The following is a 21,684-nucleotide window of genomic DNA, read 5'->3' on the forward strand; positions in this document are numbered from 1 at the left end:
CACGGCAGCACACACGGGCAGGGCGGCAAACGGGGCGCAGCTGACGAGTCAGCGGACGCACGGCTCCCTGTAGTGACTGGCCAGGCCAGTCGTGACAGGGTCAGGCAAGGGCGTGCGCAGGCGACAAGATGAGCCTTGCCGCGAGCACGCGAGAGAAGCGCTTTTTAATGGCGCAGCACCGACAGCATCAGATGTCGGCGGGGCCAGGAGGGAGGGTGAGTACCGCGAGATCGCAGGAAGGGATCCCGCAGCCAGTGATCGAACTGATGGCTGGAGACCCCCAAATGGGGCAGCAACAACAAAGGGAGAACAAGCAGGGTCAGCAGCGCGGCCAGCAGTGGCAGGCCGGCACCGGTTGGCGAGGTGAGGCCGCCGTGCATCTGGCACTCCCCCGGGCTCATGGCATTGCCCTGAGCGCCATCATCGGATGCCATTGTGTGGCAGGCGAGCCCCGGCATGGCGGTCGCACTCATGGTTGCAGTATCGCTGCCGGTCGCCATGGCGGGGGAGATGAGATCGGCCCCGTGCCAGCTGATGCAGAGGGTGAGATTGCAGACGAGCATGAGCGCCAGCAACAGCCGGGCAATACGCTCAGTGGGCAATCTCGATGACAGCATGGACACGTCCTGATGATGATTGGGGCCACTGTAAACCTTACCTTGAGAGTAAGGTCAAGGTGAGTACCAGCCAATCAGCGCGGTTGTGATCCCGCCTGCGCTTTGCCTGAGGTGCGTGGATGGGGGACGTAGATGGAAGAGCAAGGAAGGGTGGCACATGAGCCGCGTATGCATAAAAAAGCCCCCGCATCGGCGGGGGCTTGTGTCACAGTTTCTGCTGAGGCGCTGGGGCGCCGGGTCGTTCCGATCGCTTCATGATGAGGCGGAAGAAGAGCGGGATGAAGAAGATGGCGATGAAGGTGGCCGCCAGCATGCCGCCGATCACCGGCCAGCCGAGGGCATGGCGGCTCGCCGCGCCGGCGCCGCTGGAGGTGACCAGCGGCACACAACCGAGGATGAAGGCGAGCGACGTCATGACGATGGGGCGAAAACGCAGGCGCGCCGCCTCCAGTGCCGACTCGATGAGGCTCATTCCCTCCTCGTGCTTCATCACAGCGAACTCCACGATCAGGATGGCGTTCTTGGCCGCCAGCCCGACCAGCGTCACCAGCCCTATCTGGAAGTAGACGTTGTTGGTGAGCCCCACCAGCCAGGTCGCCAGCAGGGCGCCGAACAGGGCGAATGGCACTGCCGTGATCACCGCAAACGGCAGGCTCCAGCGTTCGTACTGGGCGGCCAGGATGAGGAAGATCATCACGATACCGAAGCCGAAGGCGGTGCCGGCGCTGCCTGCGGCCGCCTTCTCCTGATAGGCAGACCCAGTCCACTCCAGCTTGGCGTCGTTGCCGAGCGACTCGTTGGCCACGGCCTCCAGTGCGGCAATGGCCTGACCCGAGCTGTAGCCGGGGGCGGGCTGGGCCATGATCTTGGCCGCCTGGAAGATGTTGAAACGCTCCACCAGTTCGGGGCCTGTGGCATCGCGTACCGTCACCAGGCTGCTGAGCGGTATCATCTCCCCCTTGTCGGAGCGCACATAGACGTTGCGGATGTCGCTCTTCTTGGCGCGGTAGTCTGCCTCGGACTGCAATTGCACCCGGTAGGTACGACCGAACTGGTTGAAGTCGTTGACATAGACCTGACCGAAGGTGGCCTGCATGGTGTCAAACACCGCATTGATGGGCAGCCCCAGCGCCTTGGCCTTCTCGCGATCCAGATCGAGATAGACCTGGGGCACGTTGGCGCGATAGGTGGAGGTGACGCTGGCGAACTCGGGGCGCTCTTTGGCCGCTTCCAGGAAGCGCTGCACCTCGGCCGAGAAGGCCTGGGCGTTGCCGGTGCTGCGGTTTTGCAGATAGGCCTCCAGCCCGCCTGTGGTGGACATGCCGGTGATGGGCGGCGGGTTGAAGGAGGCGACGAAGCCATCCGCCAGCCCCATCAGGCTCATGCCCTGGAAGGTCTTGGCCAGGGAGAAGGAGTCCTGCCCCGTGCCCTGGCGCTCGCTCCAGTCCTTGAGGGTGATGAAGCTGATGCCGCTGTTGCTGATGATGGCGTTGGAGAGGATGTCAAAGCCCGAGAAGGTGATGACGTCCTTGACGTTGGGGTTGGCCATCGCCATCCGGTCGAAGTCGTTCGCCACCGCCTGGGTACGGGTGAGGGAGGCCGCATCCGGCAGCATGACGGCGGAGAGCAGGTAGCCCTGATCTTCGTTCGGTACCAGCTCACCGGGCACCTTCAGCAGCAGGCCGTAGATGGAGACCAGGATGAAGGCGATGATGGTGAACGCCACTCCGACCCGACGGTTGAGGAAGGCGACCCCGCGCACGTAGCGACGGGTCAGGCCATCGAAGGCGTTGTTGAACCAGACGAAGAAGCGGGCCGGTTTGTGGTGCCCCTCCTTGAGCAGCACGGCGCACAGGGCAGGGGAGAGGGTCAGCGCCACCAGGCCTGAGATGGCCACCGACACCGCGACCGTGATGGCGAACTGCTTGTACATGACTCCCGTCATGCCGCCCATGAAGGCGACCGGCAGGAACACGGCGCACAGCACCAGCACGATGGCGATGACAGGGCCGGATACCTCCTGCATGGCGAGGATGGCGGCCTCCTTGGGCGAGCACTTCTTCTCCTGCATGATCCGCTCGACGTTCTCCAGCACTACGATGGCGTCATCCACCACGATACCGATGGCGAGCACCATGCCGAACAGGGTCAGCAGGTTGATGGAGAAGCCCAGCACCAGCATGCCGGCGAAGGTGCCGATCAGTGATACCGGCACCGCGATGCAGGGGATCAGGGTGGCGCGGAAGTTCTGCAGGAACAGGTAGACCACCACGAACACCAGCAGGATCGCCTCGAACAGGGTGTGTACCACCTCCTCGATGGAGATCTTCACGAACTCTGTGGTGTCGTAGGGGATCTGGTACTCGACGTCCTGCGGGAAGCGCTCCTTGAGGCGCAGCATGGTGGCATGCACCTGATCGGCCACCGCCACGGCGTTGGCGCCCGGTTGCAGGTAGGTGGCAATACCGATGGCGGGTTTGCCGTTGGCCTTGGCCAGCAGGTCGTAATCCTTGCCGCCCAGCTCGACCCGGGCCACGTCCTTGACCCGAATTTTCGAGCCGTCCGGCATGGAACGGATGATGATGTTCTGGAACTCTTTCACATCCTCGAGGCGCCCCTTGGTCTGCACCGTGTAGGTGAAGTCGATGGGGGCCGTGGTGGGCTGTGCGCCTATCTTGCCGGCCGCAAACTGGGTGTTCTGCTCGCGGATGGCGCCTATCACGTCGCTCGGAGTGAGTTCGAGCTGGGCCAGCCGGTCCGGCCTGAGCCAGATGCGCATGGCGTAGTCGGTGCCGCCGAACAGGGTAGTGTCGCCGACCCCGGGAATCCGCTTGAGCTCGTCGATGATGTTGAGCAGGGCGTAGTTCGACAGATAGGTGGTGTCAAAGGTGCCGCCCGGGGATTGCAGGGTGACCACCTGCAGGATGGAGGTCGATTTCTTCTTGACCGTCACCCCCTGCTTCTTGACCTCTTCCGGCAGCTGGGCCATGGCGGCCGAGACCCGGTTGTTGACGTTGATGGTGGCCTGATCCGGATCGGTACCGATCTCGAAATAGATGTTGAGGTTCATCTGGCCGTTGGAGGCCGAACCGGACTGCATGTAGAGCATCCGCTCCACGCCGTTGATCTGCTGCTCCAGTGGTGCGGCCACCGTCTGGGAGATCACCTCGGGGGTTGCACCCGGGTAGAAGGCGGTCACCGACACCACGGGCGGCGTTATCTGCGGATACTGCTCTATGGGCAGGGATCGCATCGCCGCCAATCCAGCCAGCACTATGATGATGGAGATCACGCTGGCGAAGATGGGACGTTCGATGAAGAACTTGGAAAACATACGAACTCCTTACTTGGCCGCGGCCTGGCTGACCATATTGGCGCTGATGGCCTTCATCTCGGCGGCCGAAACCGGCTTGACCACGGAACCAGGACGGGCCTTCATCAACCCCTCGACTATGTAGCGTTCGCCGGGCGCAAGTCCGCTGTCGATCAGCACGCCGCTGTCGACCACGGAACCCAGCTTGACCGGCCGTGGCACCACCTTGTTGTCGGCATCCACCACCATCACCATGCGGTCGGCCTGGGACTGGACTATGGCCCGCGGCGGCACCAGGATGGCGTTCTTGCGCAGCCCCAGATCGATGGTCATGCGCACGAACTGGCCGGGCAGCAGGGCGCCTTTCTTGTTGTCGAAGATGGCGCGGGCACGGATGGTGCCGGTCTGGGGATCGACCCGGCTGTCGGAGAAGTTGAGCTTGCCCGCTTCCGGGTAGAGGGAGCCATCGGAGAGGCGGATATGGGTGCGCCAGGTGGTGGCATCCTTGGCCTCAATCAATCCCTTTTTCACCGAGTTCTCGAAGTTGAGACGATCTTGCTCCGAGTAGGAGAAGTTGACGTAGAGCGGGTCGAACTGGGTGATGGTGGTGAGCAGGCCATTTTCGCCGCTGGTAGAGATCAGGCTGCCTTCGGATTGGGAGCTCTTGCTCGCCATGCCGTTGATGGGGGCCGTGACCTGGGTGTAGCTGAGGTTGAGATCTGCCTCCTTCACCTTGGCCTGGGCCGCCTGATGGCTGGCGACGGCGGCCTCGTAGTTGGCTATGGTGTCGTCATAGTCCTTGCGGCTCACCACCTGGCGTTTGAACAGGGGGATGATGCGATCCCGATCGGCACGGGCCTTGTTGAGACGGGCCTGCTCCTGGGCAAGTGTGCCTCTGGATTGCTCCAGCGCCACCTTGTAGGGCTCGGGGTCGATCAGGAACAGCTCCTGGCCGGCGCTGACCGGCTGACCTTCCACATAGGTGCGCTTGAGCAGTATGCCGCTGACCCGGGAGCGTACATCGATTTCGCGAAAACCGGCGGTTTCACCCACCATCTCGGCGGTCAGGGGCACATCGGTCAGCTTGACCTCGGCCACCACCACGGGCACGGGAGGCAGCGCCTGGGCACCGGCGGTCGATTCGTCGCCACAGGCGGTCAACAGGCCGGCCAGTGCAAGGGCAATACCACAACGCTTGAACCTGGCTTCCCTGACGTTTTGCACCTTCATCATCACACTCCTGTTGGATGGACAGCGATCGCCGTGCACACCTTTCTTCTGAACTGACATCATCAACAGCATGGTTACAAATTCAACTCATTGGATTACTGACAATTTTTCATGATAGAGCACGAATATTGAACCCAAGCTGCTCGGGGATGGAAGTTATCAGTGCCAATGGCGGCAGAGAGACGAGCCAGCGACAAATTGTGTCCCGGCGGCAGACGCACTCACTATAAGCGTTGTGCGCGGCGCGGGTGGTCTGGTGGGCATTATAAGAAGGAAAAGGGCGGGGAAGTGGGGGCCGGGTCACAGTGGGGGCGTCAAACGTCCCCACTGTGTGTTGTCATCAGGCGAAGCAGGCCCAGATGGGGGCGTGGTCTGAGGGTTTCTCGATGCCGCGCAGCTCGTAGTCGATGCCGGTCTCGGTCACAGCGTCCTTGAGGGCGTTGGAGGCCATGATGAGGTCGATGCGCAGGCCGCGATTCTCGTCAAAGCCCTTGGAACGGTAGTCAAACCAGGAGAAACGCTCGCACTCGGTGGGGTTGGCGGCGCGGAAGGTGTCGGTCAGGCCGAACCCTTTCAGCCGTTCCATCCATTCCCGCTCGATGGGCAGGAAGGAGCACTTGCCATCCCGCAGCCAGCGCTTGCGGTTCGCCTCGCCGATGCCGATGTCGAGATCGGTGGGAGAGATGTTCACATCGCCGATCAGCACCAGTTGATCGTCCGGGGTGTGGTGGGTCTCCAGATAGTGCTGCAGATCCTCGTAGAACTTCTGCTTGGCCGGGAACTTGGTCTCGTGATCCTGGCTCTCGCCCTGGGGGAAGTAGCCGTTCATCACCTTGATGAGGGAGCCATCTTCACGCTTGAAGGTGGCCATGATCATGCGGCGCTGGGCATCTTCCGGATCCGTGGGGAAGCCTTTTTGCACCTCGACCGGTTTCTGCTTGCTCATGATGGCCACCCCGTAGTGGGCCTTCTGGCCGTGGAATTCCACGTGATAGCCCATGGCCTCCACATCCGCCAGCGGGAAGGCCTCATCGTGCACCTTGATCTCCTGCAGGCCGATCACATCCGGCTGGTGTTTGTCGATGATGGCTTGCAGCTGATGAAGACGGGCGCGCAGGCCATTGATATTGAAAGAGATGATCTTCATGTTCGGGATGCTCATGTCATTTTTATAAGTCGCTATTGGACTAGTAATCGGCGGTGGATGCAAGTTCCCGGAGGGGGCTCGGCACAGCTCCTCTGCCGGTTATAGGGCTTTCGGTAACCTGTTCACGATCTGTCGCGAGAGGCTGTCAGCAAGGTGAAGCGCAGCGCAGGAACCGGAGCGTATAGATATACGTGAGGATTCCGAGCTGCACATGAGCCTTGATCACAGCCTCGCAGCAAGATCGTGGGCAGGTTGTCAGCGGGTCATCTTCTTGACAAACACCACCACAAACAGCGCCAGCGTGAAGCTGCCGGTGAAGGCCTCGAAGGCGGCGAAGAGCCGTGACAGGCCTATGGGGGTGAAGTCCCCGTAACCCAGGGTGGTGAAGGTCACCACGCTGTAATAGAGGCACTCGAGCAGGAAGATGGCGTTCTGCTCCAGGGGGGCGTCTGGCCGGTAGATGAGGTGGTTGCCGTTGAAGCTGAGGCCAAAGAAGAAGTAGAAGATGCTGCAGATGAAAATGAGCAGCAGAGAGAAGAGCACCACCCGCATGGGCGCCTCGCCATAGCCGCAGAAGAGATCGACGATCCAGGAAGTGAAGCGCTGGGTCGACCAGAGCGGCAACTGCAGCCGGCGCATGGTGAGCTCCTGCTGTATGTAGCGGCCGGACATGGTGAAGATGCCCTGGGCCTCCGAGGCCTTGCGCAGATCCCGGTAGGTCTCCTCGGCCTCTTTCAGCCAGATGCGGGCCTGCACGGGATCGCGCTCCTTGCGGCCGCGCCGCTCCTGCATCAGCCGTTTGCCGGTGTTGAGGTTGTCGAGCCGGGTGTTGTGCCAGCGGATGCCGAGCAGGTTGACGTCGTCAAGCTCGGCGCAGTGCAGGTTGGCGTCGCTGAGATCCGCCTTCATCAGGCTGCCGCCCTTGATGCGGATGCCATAGAGGTGAGCTCCCTGCAGGTTGGCGCGATAGAAGTTGCACTGTTCCAGCAAGAAGCCCTGCGGGGCACCTTTCTTCACCAGGTTGAGGCCGGCCAGGTTGGCGCGGGCCAGTTGCAGGCCGTGGCACAGACCACCTTGCTGGATGTAGTGCTCCAGCTCGCGAGCGGTATGGGGACTCTGATGATCGGCGTGGGGATAGTGCCAGCGGCACAGTTCATGCTCCCCTGCCTCCTCGCTGCAGTGGCGCCCGTCCGCCACCAGATATCGACACATGGCCATCGTCTGTTTCCTCCCCTCGCCGAGTCTGTATCAGCATAGGCGAGCGGGCCGTGGCCGGGGTCAACTGAGCTGGGTAAACTCCTGACGCAGTTTGCGAAAACGATCCTGCTGTGCCGGGTTCAGGGGGATGCCGTCCAGCACCTCCAGCGTCTCCTTGCACTCGGCGCCAAACTCCGGGCTCTTGCGGTTTTTCTGCATCAGTTGCAGCAGCACCTGGATCTTGTTGAGGGCGGCACCGGTATTGGCGGGGGCCCGGCGCAGCGCCTCGCGAAAGTGGCCCAGGGCCTGCTCCAGCTCGCCGCTCTGGTAGGCCTTGATGCCCAGTTCGTTGAGCTGCTGGTAACGCTGGCGGCGCTCGAGCACCGTCTTGTCGTCGCGGGTGGCCTGGATGCAGGTGGTGAGCAGCCGGTCTTCATCCTCCGCCAGCAGCGCCTGCAGCGTCTCGGCATATTCGAATTCGCCGAGCTGGTAGAGGGCGAGTATGGTCTCGCCCAGCAGGCTGGGGGGCATGGTGCCCGGCTGATCGAGCCAGTTCTGGTTGGCGCGATAGAGCATCTTCTTGCCCTTGAGCAGCTCGCCCAGGGCGATCTGCACCCGGGCCTGGCAGATCTGCTCGAACACCGGGTAGTTGAACTCCGACATCATCAGCGAATCGCGAATGCGCGACAGCGCCGAGTTCACCTGCTTTTGCAGGTTGGCGATGTGGTAGATGTCGTTGCTGTTGAGGGCGTACAGGGTCAGCGCCTGGATATAGGCCCCCAGATAGTGGGGAGTGCGATGGATGGAGTTGCGCGACAAGTCGATGAGCGACAGCAGCACGTCCTTGGCCTGGGCGTAGTCGTGGCGCAGCAGGCACACCTCCGCCAACCGGCGGGAGAGCTGTACCGACTGGGGGGAGATGTCCACAGCCCGTCTTAGTTCTTGCTGGGCCTGCTCGTCATTGCCGAGCGCCAGCTGGGATTCCGCCAGCCAGAGGTGGGCCTCCACCATCAGCGGGGTGTTCTTGAGGGTCGCCTGCAGGTGGCTCACCGCCTCCTCATTAAGTCCGAGCGTATGGCACGCCTTGCCCAGGGTCAGCCGGGCCCAGCTGTTCTCCTGGCCGGCCAGCAGCTGGCGCATCAGGCTGCGCGCCTCCTTGGCCTGCCCCAGCTTGAGCTGGGTATCGGCCTGCAGGCAGCGGCAGAAGTTGGCAAAGCGCGGCACCGCATCGGCCCGTTCGGCACAAGCGGCCAGCAGGGTGGGCAGATCGTCCTGGGCGAGGGCGCTGAACACGCTCTCCAGCGCCAGGCGGCGGGCGAGGGCGCGTTTGAGGCGAAACGAGAACTGCTCCTGGGAGAAGGGCTTCATCAGGTATTCGTCGGGCTCGGCCTCCAGCGCGCTCAACACCATGGCACGGGAGCTGTCGCCGCTCACCATGATCACCACGCTCTGGGGGGGGATGAGCTTCTGATCCCGCAGGCTCTCCAGCAGCTGGCGGCCGTTCTCGCCGACCCCCAGTTCGTAATCGAGCAGGTAGATGTCAAAGGTCTCTTTCTGGCAGCGCCGTCTGGCCTCCTCGGCCGAGTTGACATAGGTGATGCGATTGATGCCGATGTTGATCAGCATCGCCTTCATCATCACCTGAAAGGATCGCTGTTCGTTGACCAGCAGGATGCGCTTGGGCTTGGGCGGGGCTTTTTTTTCTGGCTCGGGTTCCGGTGTCTGCATCTGTCTGGGTCAGGGCGCTACGGGCGGATAACAGAAGTGTGCCACCAAAGCGCGCAGACAGGCAATTGAACATGGGGTGGGTACCCTGTTTTTCGGCAAAGCCCCGTTATTCATGGCTTTTTCTGCACCAGATAGGGGGCAAATTGCGAGCTGTAGTCGGCCCGAAAGCCCTGCTCCGTCTTGATGATGAGGTAGACCGCCAACTGATGTGCCTTGGCGAAGGCCATGGCCTGCTCTGGCCCCATCACCATGAGCGCCGTGTCGAGGGCGTCGGCTTCCAGTGCGGTCGGGGTGATCACGCTGGCGGAGACCAGTTTGTGGGTCACAGGCGCACCCGTGGCGGGATCTATGATGTGGGAGTAGCGCTGGCCATCGAGCTCGTAATAGTTGCGATAGCTGCCGGCGGTACTGAGCGCCATGCCGTTCGGGCTCACCACATCGGAGAAGGCCCCCGGTTGATCGGAAGGCTCGACGATGGCCACCCGCCAGGGGTTGCCCTTGCCGTTGTTGCCCTTGCTGCGCACGGCGCCGGCCACCTCGATCAGATAATTGTGTACCCCCTTGCTCTCGAGCAGGCTGGCGATCTCGTCCGAGGCTGCGCCCTCACCCAGGGTAGAGAGATCGAGATAGAGCGCCGGGATTGTCTTGCCGAGCAGGAAGTGATCCCCCTCTGGCGTCAGGCTCAGCTTGTCTATGCCCACCCTGAGGCGGGCTGCGGCAATTTGCCCGGCATCTGGCCGCTTGATCGGGCGCTTGTCCGGGCCGAATCCCCACAGGTTGACCAGCGGCCCCACTGTAACGTCCAGCTTGCCCTGGGTGAGGTGCCCGGCATCCATGCCCTGCTGCACTATCCTGGCCATGGCCGCCGGAATGACAGTGGGCTGCTTGCCCGTGCTCTGATTGAAGCGGGAGATGAGGGAATTCGGATCGTAGGTGGAGATCTCGTGGTTCATCCGCGCCAGCAGGGAATCGACCTCTTGTTGCAGCGCGGGCTCGCCCCCCGGGAAGGGATCGCTCACCGTCACCACATAATAGGTACCCATTGTCTTGCCCTGAATGCGGGTCTGGGTCGGCGCAGGCTGGCAGGCGGTCAGCGCCAGCACCAGGGTCAGCAAGAGGCCGCGCAGGGCCAATACCGGGGGAAACGACATAAGCAATATCTCTATCTTGAACAGGGCTTTGTGCCATGGGCCGCCAGCTTAGCCAAGCGGCTGGCGGCTGGCGAGTGGCCGTGTGGAAAATGGCGGGAGAAAATTAAACAGGGGTGGGCCGGGATAGGGGGCGGTGCGTATCCATTCAGGCTCAGCGTCTGTTGTGAATAAGGTCAATCGGGTGACCTGACCCGCAGCTTTGCGCTAAAGCCATAGCCGATTGACAACATTTGAGTAGAATAAGGTCGATTTTGACAGCATCTTTGCCAGTCCGGGCGCTAGCCTGCAGGCAATCGTGTTGCCATCTATTGCCAATCAAAGGAGAGGATGATGAAAAAGGCGATTACCCTGCTGTTTCTGAGTACCCTGGCGGCCCCGGCTCTGGCCGATGAGTGCGCGTTGGTCATCGAAGGCAATGATGCCATGCAGTACAACCTCAAAGAGATGAGCGTACCTGCTACCTGCAAAGAGGTGACAGTGACCCTCAATCACACCGGCAAGATGCCGGTGACCGCCATGGGCCACAACTGGGCGCTGGCGAATACCGCCGACTATCAGGCCGTGGCCACCGCAGGCATGAGTGCCGGTGCCGACAACAACTACCTGCCCAAGGATGATCCGCGCGTGCTGGCCCACACCAAGCTGGTGGGCGGTGGCGAGAGCACCAGCGTCACCTTCAAGACCGACGGCCTGGCCGGTAAAGACCTCACCTTCTTCTGCTCCTTCCCCGGCCACTTCGCCATGATGAAGGGCACCTTCAAGATCGGTTAAGCCGCTTGTCCGGGTGGTCATGAAGGAAAAAAGCCGGGCTGTCCCGGCTTTTTTCATGATGCGCACCTTGTGCCGATCGCGCGGTGCAGAGGACCCAAGCGATTGAATGAATGGTTCATTTCGTGATCTGGCGAGGCGTGGCTGCGCCCTGGACGGGATAGAATAGGCCGCAAGCGGGGCTTGTCGCCCCAGACTCAGAATGGATGTGGGTAATGAGAGCAGTCAAATGGGTGGTCAGCTGTTGCCTGATGCTGGTGTGCGCCCTGGCGCTGGCGGCAGAGCCCCCGGTCAAGAAGAGCCGCAACGGCATCTGCCATCCCCAGGGCGGCACCTACTACAGCCGCACCAAGCATTATGTTCCCTACGACACCATGCAGGCCTGTCTCGACAGCGGGGGCCGCGCCCCCAAACGTTGAGCCCGACACCTGGGCCTGCGCGGGCCTCTTCCTTATCGGGTTTGCAGGGTAAAGAAGGCGATGGCCGTCTTCTTCTGGCACTCCAGCCTTATGCTCTCCTCGCCGTTGACCACCAGGGTCTCGTTGATCGCCAAGGCCTGATCCTGCACCGTGAGCTGACCGCTCAGCAGGTGGCAGAGGTAGGTCTTGTCCACCTCCAGGGTGAGGGTGAGCGGGAAGGGCAGATTCAGCACTCGCACGTTGGCGCTGATGCGCGAGGGATCATAAATGAGCCCCAGGTCCGTCACCTCTTTTTTCAGCAGCTCGCAGTGGGTCTCGTCATCTCCGCTGAAGTGGGCCGCCTCGAAGGTGGCATAGGGGTGGCCGTTGAGCACGAAGCCGGCGCCGCTGATGGGCAGCAGGATGCGCTGATAGCCGGGAAATTTGGAGAAGGGGCCAGCGGCCTTGATGGGGGCCGAACTCAGCCGGTAGTCAAAGTCGAGCTTGTCCAGAGTGGCGCCGCTGGGAGCGATGAGGATCTGGGCAGTGGTGCCCTGCTTGTTCTTCCAGGGCATCTTCAGCTGGTCAGACTCTTTAATCAGGGTGATCACTATGGCGCCTCGGCAGTGGGGTGAGATAAGTGGGCAATGAGGCCAAGTGATACCATCCCCCAGGCCGGCTCACAAGGCAGCGGCGGTTTGCTTTCGTCCGGTTGGCCACTATTTAGGCGCATTGGTCTGTCTGCCACCCGGCCTGCTCAAAATACCGTCATTCGACGGGGCCGGGTCGGGTGAAACCCTCAGGCTGTGATCCCTGCGCTGTTAAACGGGCGGGAGGCCGCTACACTGGCAACTCTCTTGTTGTCTGGAGGCCCCATGGCCCACAAAATCATTCTGGATACGGATCCCGGTATCGACGACGCCATGGCAATACTGTTTGCCGAGGCGCACCCTGCCATCGAGCTGCTCGCCATCACCACAGTGTTTGGCAATGCCACCATAGACAACGGCACCCGCAACGCGCTCTGGCTCAAGCAGAAATATGGCATGAAGGCGGACGTGGCCCAGGGCGCCGTGGCCCCGCTGCGCCGCGAGCCGGTGGGGCCGACCACGGTCGTGCACGGCCTGAGCGGGCTGGGGGACATGGAGGCGGGGGAGGTGACCATCACGGCGGATCCCAGACCCGCCTGGCAATATATCGTCGAGGCGGTGAAGGCCGCGCCTGGCGAGATCACCCTGGTCACCATAGGGCCGCTCACCAACCTGGCGCTGGCACTGCAGGAGGCGCCCGAGATCACCACCCTGGTGAAGCAGGTGGTGGTGATGGGGGGCGCCTTTGGCGTCAACGGCCATCGCGGCAACGTGACCCCCTATGCCGAGGCCAATATTCACGACGACCCCGACGCCGCCGACCGGGTGTTTACCGCCGACTGGCCCGTGGTGATCATAGGGCTGGACGTGACCCAGCAGAGCTTCTTCAGCAGCGCCTATCTGGATGCGCTGCGCGATGACGCGGGCGAGCCGGGCCGCTTCCTGTGGGATGTGAGCCGCTTCTACCTGCGCTTTTACTCGGAGCGCATCGGCCTGGATGGCTGCCACGTGCACGATCCCTCCGCCATCGCCTATGTGATAGATCCGACCCTGTTCACCCTGCGGGAAGGGCCGGTGCGGGTCATCAACGAGGGCCCAGCCATCGGCCATACCCTGCAAAAATTCGATGGCAAGTCCCATCCCCACGACGGCTGGGTCGACTATCGTGCCCAGCAGGTCGGGGTGGCGGTGCGGGATCAGGCGCTGCTGGCGCTCTATCGCGAGACGCTGGTGGCCTGGGGCAAGGATTGCTGAGTTGCGCTTGGATAGTGCTCAGATGACGCGCGGCTGTGATCCCCGCCAAACAATCGGGCTCAATGGCGGCTTATACTGGCAGCTATGGCCCGGTCGGGAGGGAACAAGATGGCCCTGACTGGCGTGCGGATATCGAGTGGTTAGGAGGGAAATAGATGGCCTGGTTATCCTTGTTGGTGGCGGTTGCTCTGATCTGGTGGTTGATGAAGCTGGGGCGGGGCGCCCTGTTCGAGATCCGGCTTGCGCCGGGCAAGCTGGTGGTCAAGCGGGGCAAGGTGTCTCCCGCGTTCATTGAGCATGCCAAGCAGATATTGCGCCATGAGACGGTGCGGGGCCGCATTCTGGGTCAGCGTGACGGAGACGGCGTCAAGCTGGTCTTCTCCCGCTCCATCCCCGAGCCGGTGGCCCAGCGTTTTCGCAATGTCTTCCCCTATGCCGATTACCGCCAGCCAGCGGCGCCTCAGCCGGGGTCAAAACCGCGCAAGGGGTGATCCCCAGCCTTGCAGTTCACCAATAGCAAACGGGCCTCCAGTGGAGGCCCGTTTTTATGGTGCTGCGCGATGCAATGGTGCTGCACTGGCGCCGGAGTTTTACTCCTTGCCGTGCAGCTCGCGCTGCGCCTTGACGGTTGCCGGTTTGATGGCCACCCCTTCATTACCCCAGGAGGCGCGCAATGTGTTGACCAGCCCGGCCACCTGCTCGTCGTTGAGGGTCCAGCCATAACCCGGCATGTGGTAGCCGATATGACCCTGGGTAATGGGGGTCTCGGCGCCGTATAGCAGCACGTTGAGCAGGCTGGCAGGATCGTCGGCCAGCACTGTCTGGTTGCCCACCAGCGATGGAATCACCCCATCATTGCCCTGACCGTTGACCCCGTGGCAGGTGGAGCAGTACATGGCATAGTCCGCCTTGCCGCCCGCGTTGGCGTAGGCCCGGTTGCCTGGGGCTGGCGGCGTATGGTCCCCGATCTCGGTGAGATAGGTGGCTATGCTGGCCAGATCTGTGTCGCTGAAGTACTGGCTGCTGTGAGTGATCACTTCCGCCATGGGGCCAGAGACTGCCTGATGCTGGCTGCGACCGGTTTTCAGCAGATCGATCAGCGCCTGTTTGTCGTAGCGGGTGCCGCGAATGTTGGGGGCATACCAGCCATCCAGGGTGGCGCCGCTCAGATAGAGGGGATCTGCCTCGGTCAGCGCCTTCTCCTGCATGCCGAGTCCGCGTGGGGTGTGGCAGCTGCCGCAGTGACCGGCGCCCTGCACCAGATAGGCGCCGCGGTTCCACTGTTCGCTCTTGCCCGCCACCGGGGTGAAGCGACTGTCGTCGTGATACACCCAGTTCCAGCCCATCAGCGGCCAGCGCATGTTGAGCGGCCAGGGGATATCGCTCTCCTTGTTGGCGATGGCCAGCGGCTGCACCTCCTTCATCAGATGGTGGTAGAGATCTTCGAGATCTGTATCGCTCATCTTGGCGTAGGCGGTGTAGGGCATGGCCGGGTAGAGCTGGTGACCATCACGGGCCACCCCTTCGCGCATCACCTTGATGAACTCCGGCAGGCTGTAGTTGCCGATGCCGTGGGTCTTGTCGGGAGTAATGTTGGTGGCAAACACGGTGCCGATGGGGGTTGGAAAGCCTTTGCCGCCCGCCAGCGGCTGGCTGGTTTCGCTGGTGTGACAGGCGGTGCAATCCCCCAGTTTGGCAACATATTCCCCCGCCGACATGGCGGGCGCAGCCTGTGCAGCCAGGGTGGGCAGGGCCAGCAGCAGGGCGCTGGCGGTCAGTGACAGGGCGCGAATCATTGGGCACCTCCCTTCTGTATGGCGACCAGCTCGTTGACCGCGCGCCAGGCCTGATCGATGGCGGAGTGGGCATAGGGGCTCCAGTCCGAGTCGGAGTTGGCTATGGTGATGTTGCCGATGGGCTGGCGACCCAGTTCAATCCATTTTTCACACTGCGCCTCGTCATCGAACAGGGTGTTGGTGATATAGGAGTAGCCGTGGGACCAGCGGTTGACCGTGATGGCGAGGATATCCTGCTCATGGTTGAAACCGGCGCTGCCCAGCATTCCCTGCAGCTGTTCGCGGATCATCTGCTCATGCTGCTCGAACGGCATGCCGAGGATCATGGCGCGCCCCTTGCGGGACTGCTCGCGGGACGAGAGACCGCTGCCCGGCAGGGTCGGCACATAGACCATGTGCAGGCACATGGGCTGATCCGGGCTCTTGGGATGTTCGTAGCCGCCGAGGTTGACCGGGTAGTCCAGCTTGACCCGGCTGTAGGGGGCTGCCGGGGAATAGACCTCGTGCACCCCCAGCTTGACGAAGGCGTGCCAGTTCTTGATCACCACCTTGGTGTAGACCAGCGGCGCCTTGGCATTCTGGCGCAGCGCCTCCTTCTGGGGCTCCGGCAGCTCGGGCACCATGTAGGGGATCATCATGTTGTAGCCGGCCATGACTGACTGCTTGGCCCGTACCCGATGCAGTTTCCCCTCTTTGATATAGGTAACATCCACCGCCAGCTTGCCGTCGGCGAGGCGCACGTTCTTCGCCTGCAACGCCGTGCTGCCAAGGCGCAGTTGCACCTTGTGCTCCGGCAGGTCGAGCTTGCCGTAGTCAAACTTGGCCAGCACCACATCCTGCATGGTGTGGCCGGGGGCCACCTGGGGAATGAGCTTGCGCACCATCAAGCGGGTCAGGCCGGCGTTGCCATCCGGGAAGTGGAAGATGTAGGGATCGTCCAGCTCCGCCTGCTCCTCGGCATCGAGGGGAGTGAGATCCAGCCCATCGAAGCCCGGCAGGGCACAGAGACGAGCATCTGCACAGGCGGTGGCGTCTATGCCGACCGCCTGGAAGTCGTTGGTGCGCTGCTGGAAGTAAGTGATCGCCCGTTCGCTGAGCCCCACCTTGTCGCGCAGGAAGGTGGTGTAGCTGTTGCGGGTGACCCACTCGTCCTGCTGCTCGCGGGTCATGCCACTCAGGTAGTCGATCTTCGATTCGTGCAGGGCAAGCAGGGCGGCACGGTCGCTCTCGTTGAGCGGGAAGTCACCGATAAACTCCGCCAGCGGTCGGCCGTTCAAGCGATCGCGGGGGATGTCGTCGGCCACGTTGTGGCCCGGATCACCGCTCACCACCTTGTTGACGCCAAAGTGCTGCTCGTCGAAATAGACGCCGCGGCTCAGCCCCAGATCGGGATAGAAGGTCTGCTGGAAGCCCTTGGCCAGCTCGTCGATATTGACCTCAAGCGCCTTGAGCAGCCCGAGCGCGATGGGGCTGTAGACGGAGCGCGGCGATTGCAGGGATTCACTGCCGCCGTAGCCCAGTCGCAGGCCATCGGGGGTGGTGAACTCGTTGCGCTTGGCGTGGCCGCCAAAATCGTCGTGGTTGTCGAGCAGCAGGATCTTTTTATCCGCCCCCAGCAATTGCTGATAGAAGCAGGCGGCGGCCAGGCCGCTTATCCCGGCACCGACGATCACCAGATCATACTCACCCTCAAGGGGGACATTGGCGAAGTCATACTGCTTGCCGTCGCGGGCTATGCTGTGGGCCGGCTCGAAGGAGCCCGGGTGGTTGCCGCGAAGGCCGGTGAGGGCGGGCGGATAGGCCAGCGTCTTGTCGGCCAATGTGCTGCCGCCTTGCGCTGCTTGCAGCAGATTGATGGGGGCGACACCGGCCGCAATCGCTATGGCTACGCCGTTGAGAAAGTCTCTGCGTGTGATACTCATGGCAATCCCTGTTGTAAAAGAGTCAAATGAGAAATGGGATAGGTTGAATTCGTGACTGGCTTGGTAACGAAGGGGCGCAACCTAACGCCATATCCGGATGGAGTCCATGGCTTTGATAATAACTTATTAAACAAAATGATGAGTCCTGTGATGGTGTAGGCTGGAAGAAATGCATGGAACATGCATCTTTGCGTACAATGGCCCCATCAAATCCATGGAATTAATTATGGTTTAATTTGATTAATTATGGTCCGCATTGAGCTCCATTGGATTATCACCCTGTTCGGTGCTGCCGCCAAAAATAGCGTCTGTATTTTATACAGATAGCAAAAAATGAGGTGATTTAACCATGCCAAATACAAGGACAAATAGCTATCTGTCTATTCAATCAGCAACAATTGGATGAAATAAAGTCAGTGAATGATGAATTCATGATGTGTCGGTATTGATAAATGCCTTGCCGTCAAGGTATTAACATGCTTCACAGGTCAATCCCAAACCGAACACAAGTTCGGGATTAATTTTTCATGTTGTTCACATACCCCCCCGATGCAATAGAATGATGCGTTTTTATTACAACTTTACGCCTTGCGAAGATGAGGAAACGGCATGAGACCTGATGTAAAAAGGGGCTTGGGCGCCTTGCTGTTGCTCGCGACAACCGGCTTGCTCAGTGGTTGCGACATGGCTCTAATGAGCCCCAAAGGGCAGATTGGTCTGGAACAGAAATCACTGATATTAACGGCCATCGGGCTGATGTTAATTGTAGTGATTCCTGTGATTATTATGGCAGTGGCATTCTCTCGTAAATACAGAGCATCCAATACCAATGCCAAATATACCCCGGATTGGTCTCACTCCAACAAGATTGAAGCGGTCGTCTGGACCGTACCCGTCATTATTGTCGCCATCCTGGCGGTCATTACCTGGAAAACATCCCACTCGCTGGATCCTTATAAACCGCTGGAATCGGATGTCAAACCGATCCAGGTCGATGTTATTTCCCTCGACTGGAAGTGGTTGTTCGTCTATCCGGAACTGGGCATCGCCTCGGTCAATGAGCTGGCCTTCCCGGTCAATACCCCGGTCAATTTCCGGGTGACCTCCGACACTGTGATGAACTCCTTCTTCATTCCCCAGCTGGGCGGTCAGATCTACGCCATGGCGGGCATGCAGACCAAGTTGCATCTCATTGCCAACGAGGCGGGCCAATACAAGGGGATCTCCGGCAGTTACAGCGGCGCCGGTTTCTCCGGCATGAAGTTCAAGGCCATCGCCACGCGGGATCAGGCTGACTTCGATGCCTGGGTCGCCAAGGTGAAACAGTCACCCAAGATGCTCGCCACCATGGCCGAGTTCGAGGCCCTGGCCAAGCAGAGCCAGAACAACCCGGTGGAGTATTTCGCCAGTGCCGACCCGGCCCTGTTCGTCAATGTGATCAACAAGTTCATGGGCGACATGAAATCGGGTGAGCACCAGGGCATGGCGCACGAGGGTGCCATGCAGCATGGCGACACCCTGGATCATCAAGCAATGGACCATGACAAGATGACCCATGATGCACAGATGGATCATGCCGGGCATATGGCCATGCCGATGGATGACAAGAGTGTGAAAGCAGGATCCGAGGAATAATTGATGTTTGGAAAATTAACGCTCGACGCTGTCCCGTACCATGAACCCATTATCATGGTCACGATAGCCGCTATCTTATTGGGCGGGCTGGCTATCGCCGGGCTGATCACCTATTTCGGCAAGTGGCAGTATCTGTGGAAAGAGTGGTTCACTTCTGTGGATCACAAGCGTCTCGGTATCATGTATCTTATCCTGGGGATGGTCATGCTGCTGCGTGGCTTTGCCGATGCGGTCATGATGCGTACCCAGCAGGTGATGGCCTCGGCCGGTGGCGAAGGTATATTGCCACCCCACCACTACGACCAGATCTTCACCGCCCACGGCGTCATCATGATCTTCTTTGTGGCCATGCCACTGGTGATCGGCCTGATGAACATAGTGGTGCCGCTGCAGATTGGTGCCCGTGACGTGGCCTTCCCCTTCCTCAACAACCTGAGCTTCTGGTTTACAGCTGCTGCCGTGGTGCTGATCAACGTCTCCCTCGGGGTCGGTGAATTTGCCCAGACCGGCTGGCTGGCCTATCCGCCCTTGTCGGGCAAGGAGTTCAGTCCCGGGGTCGGGGTCGATTACTGGATCTGGAGTCTGCAGATCTCGGGGTTGGGCACCCTGCTGACCGGCGTCAACTTCTTTGCCACCATCATCAGGATGCGTGCCCCCGGCATGACCATGATGCGGCTGCCGGTGTTCACCTGGACCGCGCTGTGCGCCAACATTTTGATCATCGCCTCCTTCCCGATCCTGACCGTCACCATAGCCCTGCTCACCGCAGACCGTTACCTGGGTACCCATTTCTTTACCAATGACATGGGTGGCAACATGATGATGTACATCAACCTGATCTGGGCCTGGGGTCACCCCGAGGTGTATATCCTGGTGCTGCCGGTGTTCGGGATCTTCTCCGAAGTGGTGGCGACTTTCTGCAAGAAGAAGCTGTTCGGCTACACCTCCCTGGTGTGGGCGACCATTGCCATTACCGTGCTCTCCTTCGTGGTCTGGCTGCACCACTTCTTCACCATGGGATCGGGTGCCAACGTGAATGCCTTCTTCGGCATCACCACCATGATCATCTCCATCCCGACCGGGGTGAAGATCTTCAACTGGCTGTTCACCATGTACCGCGGTCGCATCGAGTTCACCTCGCCCATGCTGTGGACCGTCGGTTTCATCATCACCTTCACCGTGGGTGGCATGACGGGGGTACTGCTGTCGGTACCGGCTGCGAACTTCGTGCTGCACAACAGCCTGTTCCTGATCGCCCACTTCCACAACGTCATCATCGGTGGCGTGGTGTTCGGTTGCTTCGCCGGCATCACCTACTGGTTCCCGAAGGCGTTCGGCTTCAAGCTGGATGACGTCTGGGGCAAGCGTGCCTTCTGGTTCTGGATCACCGGTTTCTTCGTGGCCTTCATGCCGCTCTACGTGCTGGGCTTCATGGGCATGACCCGTCGGGTCAGCCAGAACATAGATCCCGAGTTCCACGGCTGGCTGGTGGTGGCTGCCTGTGGTGCCGGCCTGATTGCCATCGGCGTCCTGTGCCAGGTGATCCAGGTGGTGGTCAGTATTCGTGACCGCGAGAAGAACCGCGATCTGACGGGCGATCCCTGGGGTGGCCGTACCCTGGAGTGGTCGACCTCTTCCCCGCCGCCCTTCTACAACTTCGCCATCGAGCCGAAGATCACCGGTCTGGATGCCTTCTGGGAAGCCAAGCAGGATGGTTCTGCCTATCAGCAACCCAAACATTATGACCCGATCCACATGCCGAAAAACTCCGGTGCCGGTGTCATCATCGCTGCCTTCAGCGTGGTGTTCGGTTTCGCCATGATCTGGCACATCTGGTGGATGGCCATCGCCGGCTTCGTCGGCATGATAGCCACCTGGATCATCCACAGCTTCAATGAGGACGTGGATTACTACGTGCAGGTTGACGAGATCGAGCGGATCGAGCGTCAGCATTTTGAAAATCTCAACAAGGTGGCTTAATTCCATGGCGACTGACGTTCTACATCACACTCACGGCGCCCATGACGATCATGGGCACCATGATGCCGGTGCCACCAAGGTGTTCGGCTTCTGGATCTACCTGATGAGTGACTGCATCCTGTTTGCGACCCTGTTCGCAACCTATGCAGTCCTGGTCAACGGCACCGCCGGTGGCCCGAGCGGCAAGGACATCTTCGAACTGCCGTTCGTGTTCGCTGAAACCATGCTGCTGCTGCTGAGCTCCATCACCTTCGGGTTCGGCATGCTGGCAATGAACAAGAACAAGGTTTCCGCGGTCAATACCTGGCTGCTGGTGACTTTCCTGCTTGGCGCCGGCTTCATCGCTATGGAGATCTACGAGTTCCATCACCTGATCGCCGAAGGCTTCGGCCCGCAGCGCAGCGGTTTCCTCTCCGCCTTCTTCACCCTGGTCGGTACCCACGGGATCCACGTGACCAGTGGCCTGGTCTGGATCATCGTGATGATGGTACTGATCAGCAAGAAGGGGCTGACCGAGCGCAACCGTACTCGCCTGATGTGCCTGAGCCTGTTCTGGCACTTCCTGGACGTGGTGTGGATCTGCGTCTTCACCGTGGTCTATCTGATGGGGGTCATGTAAATGAGCAATCATACCGTTGACAATCACGGCGCCAGCCACGGCAGCGTCAAGTCCTACATGACAGGGTTCGTGCTGTCACTCATCCTGACCGCGATCCCGTTCTGGATGGTGATGGATGGCTCCGCCTCCCACGCCGTGGTGCTGGGCACAGTGGTAGCCATGGCGGTGGTGCAGATCTTCGTGCATCTGATCTACTTCCTGCACATGAACACCTCGTCAGAGGAGCGCTGGAACCTGGTGGCACTGGTGTTTACCGTGCTCATCATCGCCATCGTGGTCGTGGGTTCCCTGTGGATCATGTACAACCTCAACATCAACATGATGGTTCACTGAGCGGCT

General features: G+C 60.8%; 18 protein-coding genes. 8 read left to right on the forward strand and 10 right to left on the reverse strand.

The genetic code is table 11. The features are described from left to right. Window positions 1–164: 164 nt before the first annotated feature. The 7 genes from BN1128_RS17880 to BN1128_RS17910 all read right to left on the reverse strand — a co-directional run bounded on the left by BN1128_RS17880 (window position 165) and on the right by BN1128_RS17910 (window position 10,383). Window positions 165–617 (reverse strand): hypothetical protein, encoded by a 453-nt coding sequence (locus BN1128_RS17880; protein ID WP_042871210.1) that lies wholly within the window; start codon window positions 615–617, stop codon window positions 165–167. A 205-nt stretch (window positions 618–822) separates the two neighbouring features. Beyond that, window positions 823–3,951: an efflux RND transporter permease subunit gene (locus tag BN1128_RS17885; RefSeq protein ID WP_042871212.1), complete on the reverse strand. Its 3,129-nt coding sequence runs from the start codon at window positions 3,949–3,951 to the stop codon at window positions 823–825. A gap of 9 nt (window positions 3,952–3,960) precedes the next feature. Next, window positions 3,961–5,160, reverse strand: a complete 1,200-nt coding sequence (locus tag BN1128_RS17890; protein ID WP_042871213.1) for an efflux RND transporter periplasmic adaptor subunit — start codon at window positions 5,158–5,160, stop codon at window positions 3,961–3,963. Window positions 5,161–5,500: 340 nt separating this feature from the next. Then, window positions 5,501–6,307, reverse strand: coding sequence for an exodeoxyribonuclease III (gene xthA / locus BN1128_RS17895; RefSeq protein WP_042871215.1), 807 nt, complete (start codon window positions 6,305–6,307; stop codon window positions 5,501–5,503). Window positions 6,308–6,562: 255 nt separating this feature from the next. Next, a complete protein-coding gene (locus BN1128_RS17900; protein ID WP_042871217.1) occupies window positions 6,563–7,525 on the reverse strand; it encodes an ion channel in 963 nt (320 codons plus the stop codon). A gap of 60 nt (window positions 7,526–7,585) precedes the next feature. Next, the gene (locus BN1128_RS17905) at window positions 7,586–9,232 is read right to left on the reverse strand and encodes a tetratricopeptide repeat-containing response regulator (protein WP_042871219.1); all 1,647 of its coding nucleotides are present in this window, start codon (window positions 9,230–9,232) and stop codon (window positions 7,586–7,588) included. A 110-nt stretch (window positions 9,233–9,342) separates the two neighbouring features. Beyond that, the gene (locus BN1128_RS17910) at window positions 9,343–10,383 is read right to left on the reverse strand and encodes an FAD:protein FMN transferase (RefSeq protein WP_042871222.1); all 1,041 of its coding nucleotides are present in this window, start codon (window positions 10,381–10,383) and stop codon (window positions 9,343–9,345) included. A 330-nt stretch (window positions 10,384–10,713) separates the two neighbouring features. On the opposite strand from BN1128_RS17910, the gene azu reads away from it, so the two are divergent. Both azu and BN1128_RS17920 read left to right on the forward strand, forming a co-directional pair. Further along, window positions 10,714–11,154, forward strand: coding sequence for an azurin (azu, locus tag BN1128_RS17915; protein WP_042871224.1), 441 nt, complete (start codon window positions 10,714–10,716; stop codon window positions 11,152–11,154). Between the two features lie 212 nt (window positions 11,155–11,366). Next, window positions 11,367–11,570 carry a hypothetical protein gene (locus BN1128_RS17920; protein ID WP_005312679.1) on the forward strand — a complete coding sequence of 68 codons (204 nt, stop codon included), beginning with the start codon at window positions 11,367–11,369 and terminating at the stop codon, window positions 11,568–11,570. A gap of 32 nt (window positions 11,571–11,602) precedes the next feature. Here BN1128_RS17920 and BN1128_RS17925 read toward each other — a convergent pair whose 3' ends face one another. Continuing rightward, window positions 11,603–12,160, reverse strand: coding sequence for a HutD family protein (locus BN1128_RS17925; protein ID WP_042871227.1), 558 nt, complete (start codon window positions 12,158–12,160; stop codon window positions 11,603–11,605). A 264-nt stretch (window positions 12,161–12,424) separates the two neighbouring features. On the opposite strand from BN1128_RS17925, the gene BN1128_RS17930 reads away from it, so the two are divergent. After that, on the forward strand, window positions 12,425–13,393 hold the full coding sequence (locus BN1128_RS17930; RefSeq protein WP_042871229.1) for a nucleoside hydrolase: 969 nt from the start codon (window positions 12,425–12,427) through the stop codon (window positions 13,391–13,393). 155 nt (window positions 13,394–13,548) lie between these two features. After that, window positions 13,549–13,884: a DUF3634 family protein gene (locus BN1128_RS17935; protein WP_042871231.1), complete on the forward strand. Its 336-nt coding sequence runs from the start codon at window positions 13,549–13,551 to the stop codon at window positions 13,882–13,884. A 99-nt stretch (window positions 13,885–13,983) separates the two neighbouring features. Here BN1128_RS17935 and BN1128_RS17940 read toward each other — a convergent pair whose 3' ends face one another. Then, window positions 13,984–15,189 carry a c-type cytochrome gene (locus BN1128_RS17940; RefSeq protein ID WP_042871233.1) on the reverse strand — a complete coding sequence of 402 codons (1,206 nt, stop codon included), beginning with the start codon at window positions 15,187–15,189 and terminating at the stop codon, window positions 13,984–13,986. Then, window positions 15,186–17,111, reverse strand: a complete 1,926-nt coding sequence (locus BN1128_RS17945) for an NAD(P)-binding protein (protein WP_042871235.1) — start codon at window positions 17,109–17,111, stop codon at window positions 15,186–15,188. Before BN1128_RS17945 ends, BN1128_RS17940 begins: the two co-directional genes overlap by 4 nt. 609 nt (window positions 17,112–17,720) lie before the next feature. Between BN1128_RS17945 and cyoA the strand changes: the two genes are divergently transcribed. From cyoA to BN1128_RS17965, 4 genes are read left to right on the forward strand one after another with little or no spacing between them, the layout of a single operon-like run. Further along, window positions 17,721–18,746 (forward strand): cytochrome o ubiquinol oxidase subunit II, encoded by a 1,026-nt coding sequence (cyoA, locus tag BN1128_RS17950; protein ID WP_082030468.1) that lies wholly within the window; start codon window positions 17,721–17,723, stop codon window positions 18,744–18,746. A gap of 3 nt (window positions 18,747–18,749) precedes the next feature. Further along, window positions 18,750–20,726 carry a cytochrome o ubiquinol oxidase subunit I gene (gene cyoB, locus BN1128_RS17955; protein WP_042871239.1) on the forward strand — a complete coding sequence of 659 codons (1,977 nt, stop codon included), beginning with the start codon at window positions 18,750–18,752 and terminating at the stop codon, window positions 20,724–20,726. Between the two features lie 4 nt (window positions 20,727–20,730). Then, window positions 20,731–21,345: a cytochrome o ubiquinol oxidase subunit III gene (locus BN1128_RS17960; RefSeq protein WP_042871241.1), complete on the forward strand. Its 615-nt coding sequence runs from the start codon at window positions 20,731–20,733 to the stop codon at window positions 21,343–21,345. Further along, entirely contained in the window at window positions 21,346–21,678 is a 333-nt protein-coding gene (locus tag BN1128_RS17965) for a cytochrome o ubiquinol oxidase subunit IV (protein WP_042871243.1), read from the forward strand. Window positions 21,679–21,684: the final 6 nt, after the last annotated feature.

The organism is Aeromonas piscicola, assembly GCF_000820005.1.
Lineage (GTDB): Bacteria > Pseudomonadota > Gammaproteobacteria > Enterobacterales > Aeromonadaceae > Aeromonas > Aeromonas piscicola.